This window comes from Streptomyces sp. NPDC006529, from assembly GCF_040611795.1.
Classification (GTDB): domain Bacteria; phylum Actinomycetota; class Actinomycetes; order Streptomycetales; family Streptomycetaceae; genus Streptomyces.
Window position 1 is genome coordinate 25,117 of sequence record NZ_JBEXPB010000059.1, and the last position, 6,273, is coordinate 31,389.

Annotated in this window: 5 protein-coding genes and 3 pseudogenes; 3 read left to right on the forward strand and 5 right to left on the reverse strand. The window is 68.9% G+C overall.

Features of this window, described 5'->3' with window-relative positions; translation table 11 throughout:
* The first annotated feature begins 50 nt into the window (after positions 1-50).
* Positions 51-533: a hypothetical protein gene (locus ABZY31_RS28160; protein ID WP_356415672.1), complete on the forward strand. Its 483-nt coding sequence runs from the start codon at positions 51-53 to the stop codon at positions 531-533.
* A gap of 573 nt (positions 534-1,106) precedes the next feature.
* Here the strand turns inward: ABZY31_RS28160 and ABZY31_RS28165 are convergent.
* Positions 1,107-1,262, reverse strand: a pseudogene (locus tag ABZY31_RS28165) (CGNR zinc finger domain-containing protein); the annotation flags it as partial.
* 203 nt (positions 1,263-1,465) lie between these two features.
* On the opposite strand from ABZY31_RS28165, the gene ABZY31_RS28170 reads away from it, so the two are divergent.
* Both ABZY31_RS28170 and ABZY31_RS28175 read left to right on the forward strand, forming a co-directional pair.
* A complete protein-coding gene (locus ABZY31_RS28170; protein ID WP_356415675.1) occupies positions 1,466-2,359 on the forward strand; it encodes an MEDS domain-containing protein in 894 nt (297 codons plus the stop codon).
* The gene (locus ABZY31_RS28175; RefSeq protein ID WP_356415678.1) at positions 2,356-3,315 is read left to right on the forward strand and encodes an anti-sigma factor RsbA family regulatory protein; all 960 of its coding nucleotides are present in this window, start codon (positions 2,356-2,358) and stop codon (positions 3,313-3,315) included. Before ABZY31_RS28170 ends, ABZY31_RS28175 begins: the two co-directional genes overlap by 4 nt.
* Positions 3,316-3,570: 255 nt before the next feature.
* On the opposite strand, the pseudogene ABZY31_RS28180 reads toward ABZY31_RS28175, so the two are convergent.
* The 4 genes and pseudogenes from ABZY31_RS28180 to ABZY31_RS28195 form a co-directional block, all read right to left on the reverse strand.
* A pseudogene (locus ABZY31_RS28180) lies at positions 3,571-4,763 on the reverse strand (PP2C family protein-serine/threonine phosphatase).
* Positions 4,764-5,206: 443 nt separating this feature from the next.
* Positions 5,207-5,680: an SPW repeat protein gene (locus tag ABZY31_RS28185; RefSeq protein ID WP_356415683.1), complete on the reverse strand. Its 474-nt coding sequence runs from the start codon at positions 5,678-5,680 to the stop codon at positions 5,207-5,209.
* Between the two features lie 183 nt (positions 5,681-5,863).
* A pseudogene (locus ABZY31_RS28190) lies at positions 5,864-5,977 on the reverse strand (IS5/IS1182 family transposase); the annotation flags it as partial.
* A partial coding sequence (locus ABZY31_RS28195; RefSeq protein WP_356415681.1) for an integrase core domain-containing protein occupies positions 5,977-6,273 on the reverse strand: 297 nt, incomplete at its 5' end. The gene ABZY31_RS28195 and the pseudogene ABZY31_RS28190, both read right to left, overlap by 1 nt.

Sequence of the window (6,273 nt, forward strand, 5' to 3'; positions counted from 1 at the left end):
TGGGGGGAGGGCCCGTGCAGCGTCGACGAGGTCCGTGACACCCTTTGGCCATGCTCTTGGGTGATCAGGCAAGCAGTGTCGAGATCTGGCCGTTGCGGTACCAGTTCTCCGCGGTCCGTGGCGACTCGTACGATGACAACTGGCTGGTCATCGGTGGCTCTGTGACGACTCCGGAGGGCACCTGGGCTTTCACTGATCCTTGCCTGTTGATCCATGAAGCCCGCGAGGTGTCCGCTTGGCTGCGCGCCGTGGCGGCGGGGACGATTGCGGTGACCGGACCTGATGCCGACGGCTTCTTGTCCCCGGACACGTGGTTCGTCGAGCCTGTCCTGGCCTTCAGCCTCGTCGATGCCACCGAGGACGGTGCAGTGATTCGGGTACATCTGTCCATGGAGGCAGCACCCCCCTGGCAGCAGGGTGAAGACGGGGCAGACATCTACCAGTACTTCGTCGAGGCCCAGGTAGATACAGCTGCCCTGCTCCGCGCAGCTGACCAGTGGGACCTTGCTCTGGATTCGTTCCCCATCCGCTGAGCGGCATCCACTCAGCAAGAGCTGACGGACAGGACCGCCAGGGGGCCGACGGCTTGCCGTCGACTGGGTCCAGTATCAACGGACATAGTTGGCTACGCAGCGTTCTAGTTTGTCCTGGGTCATTGAAGGTTGAGCACGTGCCATCGAACCTTGAGCAACGCCCGGCGTGTGACACAGCGGCGGAGGTGGACGTAGCCTCAGCCCATGGGTGACGTCCTCCCGCTGGTGGCGATCTTCGGTGGCTTGGCCGCAGTCCTTGCCTCCCTCGTGTGGCTGGCGCGCCATGTTCGTCGCCGAGGCACAGCCGGTGCGGGGGTCGCCGCGGCACTGGCTTCGTGGGAAGAGGCGTATCGCGTAACCGCCCACGAGGCCCACTGGGAAATCAGGGCACAGGCGGAGCGCCAGTCCTCCGTACTGTCCCCTGATGGCCACTGGCCCCGGGTCGGCGAGAGGAGCAGCCGGCCGCCCGTGTCACGGATCCGCCGAGACGGCATGAGCCTCCGCCGCCTGGTACGCCGGTGGAGGCAGTGGGGCTGATTGCCCCGGGCGCGCATGGTGGCATGCACTCACCCTTCAGTGGCAGAAGACATTCGCCGGAGCCGCGCATAGCGGGCCGAGGCGCGGCTGCGCCCGGTGTAGGCGCGGGCGGCGGGCACGATCGCCGCAGCGTGTGGAACACCAGTGGCGCCGACCGTGGGTGCGCAGGAGGAAGCAGTCGCACGGGGGGCTGATCCATGATCTTGAAGCCCTGAGGTGTTCGGTTCGCCTGCGGTGGCGCGATCGCGGCCGGTGACCGTCGATGAGTGCGCCGGCCTCCGACGGCTGAGGCTTACAGTGTTCGAAGGTTTCTTCCAGCAGGCTGGTGCCGACGGCGCGGAGCAGGATGTGCCGGGGCCGTGGGGACAGGGAGTGGTGAAGGCTGTGAGTTTCAGGTGATCACGCAGGCGGGCAGGGAGCGTCGGGTCCAGGACATGGGCCACGGTGATCACTTGTGTCTGGCCTTCGCCGACGACGCCGAGCAGCGCCGGGTGGTCACCGCGTATCTCTCGGATGGTCTGGTGAGCGGTGAGCGGGTGATGTATTTCGCCGATCAGTGCGCTCCGCAGGAGGTGCTGGGCTGGCTGAGTGCGGCCGGGGTGGATCCGGGGCCGGCGCTGGCCACGGGCCAGTTGCAGGTGACCACCGCCGACGAGAGTTACCTGGCGGCCGGTTCGTTCGACGCCGATGCCATGGTCGGCGCCCTTCGACAGGAGATGTGGGATTCCCTGGCGGCCGGTTACGCCGGCTTCCGGATCAGCGGTGAGATGGGCTGGGCGCTGCGTGAGGTGCCGGGCGCCGATCGGCTGGCGGAGTACGAGACGAAGGTGAACGCGGTGTTCGCCGGGCAGCGGGCCTCGGCGGTATGCCAGTACGACGCCCGGCGCTTCGACGCCGCCGGACTGGAGACCTTCGACCGGTGCCACCCGGGGGTGGTGCAGCTGGAGGAGCTGTACGCCGACGGCGTGCTGCGGCTGGTGCCGGCCTTCCGGGCCGGGCAGCGGTCGCTGCGGGTGGTGGGCACGGTCGACTACCGCACCACCGACGCGCTGCGGGAGGCGTTGGAGAGCGCGTCGGCGTGGTCGGGGGATGTATGGGTGGACATGAGTGAGCTGGAGTTCATCGACCTGGCCGGGGTCCGGGCGCTGGCTCATGCTGCGGACCGGCTGGAGGCGGGGCGTCGGCTGCACGTGGTGGACCTGGCGCCGTTGCTGTGTCAGGTGATCAGTGTGGTCGGCTGGGACGACATACCCTCTCTGTCCGTGAGCGCGCGGGGGGTGGAGGCATGAGCAGCACCGCCTTCGCCTCTCCGGAAGCGAGTCTGATCCATCAGGGGCTGGTCTACGGCAGCGACGAGGAGTTCCTGGACGCGACAGTGTCGTTCTGTCTGGACGGCCTGCACGCCGACGACGCGGTCCTGGCGGTGACCACCGAGCCCAACATCGACCTGCTGCGCCAAGGGCTGGGCGACGCGGCCTCCCAGGTTGAGTTCGTCTCGGCCGACACCTGGTACGAAGCCCCGGGCCGAACGCTGGGCGCCTATTACCGCTACGTCGACGAGCGCACCGCCAGGGGCCGGCACCGGCAGGTGCGGGTGATCGGCGAGCCGGTGTGGCACGGCCGGGACGCGACGGAGACGGCGGAGTGGACCCGCTACGAGTCTGCGATCAACCTCGCCTTCGCCTCCTGTCCGGCGTGGATCGTGTGCCCTTACGACACCCGGACGCTGCCCGAGAGTGTGGTCGCCGATGCCCGGCTTACCCACCCGCAGCTGGTGCGCGGCCCGGCCGCGCACTCCAGTGACCACTATCTTCCCCCCACCGCACCATGCGGGGCTTGGGAGCGGGAGCCGGCCCCGGGCCCGGTGAACGGCAAGGAGGCCGTGATGCGTTTCGGAGCCGACCTGGGACAGGCGCGGGCCTTCGTGGCCGGTGCCGCCGCTTCACTGGGCATGTCCCCCGCCGGGGTCCAGCGGCTGGTGTTCGCCGTCAACGAGGTCGCCACCAATGCCCTCCAGCACGGCGGCGGCGGGAAGGTGGCCGTGAAGCGCACCGGGCACCGCATCGTGTGCGACATCACCGACCCCGGGCAGAGCCCGGCCGACTGGTACGCGGGCTACCTCCCGCCGGATCCCGCGCAGCAACACGGGCACGGCCTGTGGGCGGTGCGCCAGCTGTGCGACCTGATGGAGGTCCACACCCGCCCCGACGGCACCACCGTGCGCCTGCACCTGAACCTGGCGTGAGCGTTCACCAGCGCCGGGTGGCGGGGGCGGGCCGGCGACGTGCCGGGCGACCGCGTCGACGCCCGGGCGGGCGCGGTGTTCCAGGGAGCGGACGGATGCGTGGCGGGAGCGGGCCGGCCTGAGGTAGGAGCATCACTGCGGGGGCGGGCCGCTGACGGCCCCCGCCTACAGGCCCGGAGAGCATGGCATCCGGGCCGGGGGGTGTGCGTGCTCCCGAGGGCACCGGAGGTCGGCATGCCTGAGCTCAGCCTGAGCTCAGGAAGCCGTCGGGATGCCGGTGAGAGGGCCGTGCCAGTCCAGACACAGTACGGTCGCGTCATCTCGCGGCGGCTGCCCGCCGTAGACGCGGGTGACCGCGTTGACCAGAGCGCGTACGCCTCGCGAGGATGTTCTGCAGTGGTCAGGCGCAGGAGGCCGGGCAGGTCGACCGCCTCGGCTTCGCGTTCCTGCATGCCATCGGTGTGGAGCAGAAGGCGGTCGCCAGGGCGCAGGTCGAGGTCCTGGACCTGGTAGATGCCCTGGTGGTCGCCGAACCCGAAGGGCAAGTTCGCAACCAGGTCGAGTTCGGTGACCGTGCCCTCACGCAGGAGGAGGGGTCGGGGGTGACCGGCGTTGACGAGCTGGGCGCCGGATCCGTCGAGGGCGACGCGCAGCAGCTGCCCGGTCGCAAAGGTGCTGTGGCCGTGCTCGAGGATGGCCTGATGGGTCTGGCGCGCCTGTTCGGCGAGGTCGTGGCCGGCGCGGCGGGCGCCGCGGGAGGCGTTGACCAGCAGGGTGGCCATCAACGAGGCGTGGACGTCATGGCCCATGGCGTCGGTGATCGACAGGTGCAGGGTGCCGTTGTCGAGGCTGTAGTCGTAGGTGTCCCCCGCGATGTCGGAAGCCGGGACGAGGGCGCCGGCCAGCGCGAAATGCGGGGCTTCACACGCGGCGGCGGAGGGCAGGAGCTGGCGCTGGATTTCCGCAGCGACGCTCACCCTGGTGGTCCGGTTGCCCCAGTGGTAGAGATCGGTGAACCGGCGGTCGGTCACGATGATGTACGCCAACGCGTGCGCGGCCTCCTCCACCTGCGCCAGAACGTCGTGCGTGACCTCGGTGAGGAATAGCTCCAGAACGCCGATGGTGTCGCCGCGGTTCGTCACGGGGGCCAGGACCCGCTGCCCGTCATCGCCGGCCGGATCCCGCACCAGTTGCTGCAAGCGTAGAACCTCGTCGTAGACGCCGCTGTCGACAAGGGGGATCCGCTCGGCGCGGTCCTCCGCATCTGTGCGGGCGGTGTCCTGGACGCGCAGCATGCGCCGGCCCACGATGTCGACGAACAGGAACGACACGTACCGCGCCCCGAACCGGTCCCGCAGATTCTGCGCGACCACCTGGAGGGATTCCATCGGCGCGGCAGTCTCCGCCGCGGCCAGCACCTCGGCCAGCCCGATCCGGTCACGCGCCACGCCTGCCTCCACATGTCTTGAGGCACAAGACGATACGGGCGTACCGAGGTGCCGACCGTACTTTCGCGATCCGCCACAGCGCCCGGATGGATGCCCACGGCCTGCCGTACGGCAGCGGCGGGATCACGGCGGAGGCATGGCCGCCAAGCTGATCGTCGACGAGCTGGGCCGGCGTCGGGTCTGCTACGACGGTGCCGCATCGGAGTCGCTCACCGGCCGGCCGGTATGCGAGATTCCTCCGGTGGCGCTCCAGCTCTCCCTCTGGTGCGCAGGGATGCCCACCAGCGGGTCACAGCAATGCCAGTCGATATCGCGCGTGCAGGCCTTGCCGACACATACGGCGCCGGACCAGAGGCGGCGGCCGCCAAGGAAGAGCTCCCGCTTCCATCAGGTCGGACGGCGGCGGGAGCGCATCCATGCAGCTGCCATGAGCCACGCGGAACTCAGTGAGTGCTGGGCACGGATCGGCGTGTGCCGGCGCCGTTGCGGTCAGTGGCGTTGTCGCGGGCCGCGGAGGCGGCGGCGAGGGCGAGAAGGGTGGCGATCACGCCGGTGATGAGGTTGCTGGTGATGGAGCGGGTATGGGCGACGTCGCCGGCTACGACCCAGGGAGCGACGCAGGTCCAGATACCGATGGCGGCCGCGGCCCAGGCCATCGAGTGGGTGCGCTCGTACGAGTTTCCGAGACCGCCGAGGAGGAGCATGTAGGCGATGCCGGCGATGAGGTTGGTGACGGCAAGGGTGGTGAAGCCGTTGAAGCCGACGATCCACGGCGACGCGGCGAGATAGAGCCCGGTCAGCAGGGCCAGGGCCTCCACCATCTGGGCTCGCGGGGTCGCGGCCGCGCGGTCGTGTCGGGCGCGCAGATCCATCAGGTCCGGGTGCTCTTCGATGGGCGCGCGGTGGGTTGACGCCATGACGACCTCCAGAGAAGGAACGGTTACCCGCACGGCACCTACCCTTAAATCTCCCAAAGACAGATAAAAGGTGATAAATAACGACCAGCCTTGGTCACGAAACGGTGAAGAGTCGCTTCCACAGTCGATCCAGCAGAACACGTCCTTGGCTTTCACCCCTTCTCCGGTTCCGTTCTCGAAGGGGTTGTGCAGGGGGGCGACCGCCTGGACGGCGTGGTGTAGCCCGTCTCCTTTGTGGCGGCAGTCGCGGAGGATCTTCCAGTTCTTCATCCGGGCGACGGTGTGCTCGACGCGCGCTAGGTGTATTGACCCGCAGGGTTGTTTACGCGGCTGATGGGTGGGTGTCCGCCCAGTGCGGTCTGGCAGCGGTGATGGTTGTAGGTGTGGAGGAAGTCTGTCAGTGTTTCGGTCCGCTCCTGGTTTGAGGTGTAGGCCCGCAGGTAGGCCCACTCTTCGAGGGGGGTGCGGTTGAAGCGTTCGACTTTGCCGTTGGTCTGGGGCCGGTAGGCGCGGGTGAGTTTGCCGCTCGCGCCGAGGTCGGTCAGGACGGCCTTCCAGGCCAGGCCCTTGCGGTAGGCCCAGGCGTTGTCTGT

Coding starts and splice junctions, on each gene's coding strand:
- ABZY31_RS28160 (WP_356415672.1), top strand. CDS start 51: ATGCTCTTGGGTGATCAGGCAAGCAGTGTCGAGATCTGGCCGTTGCGG.
- ABZY31_RS28175 (WP_356415678.1), top strand. CDS start 2,356: ATGAGCAGCACCGCCTTCGCCTCTCCGGAAGCGAGTCTGATCCATCAG.
- ABZY31_RS28185 (WP_356415683.1), bottom strand. CDS start 5,680: ATGGCGTCAACCCACCGCGCGCCCATCGAAGAGCACCCGGACCTGATG.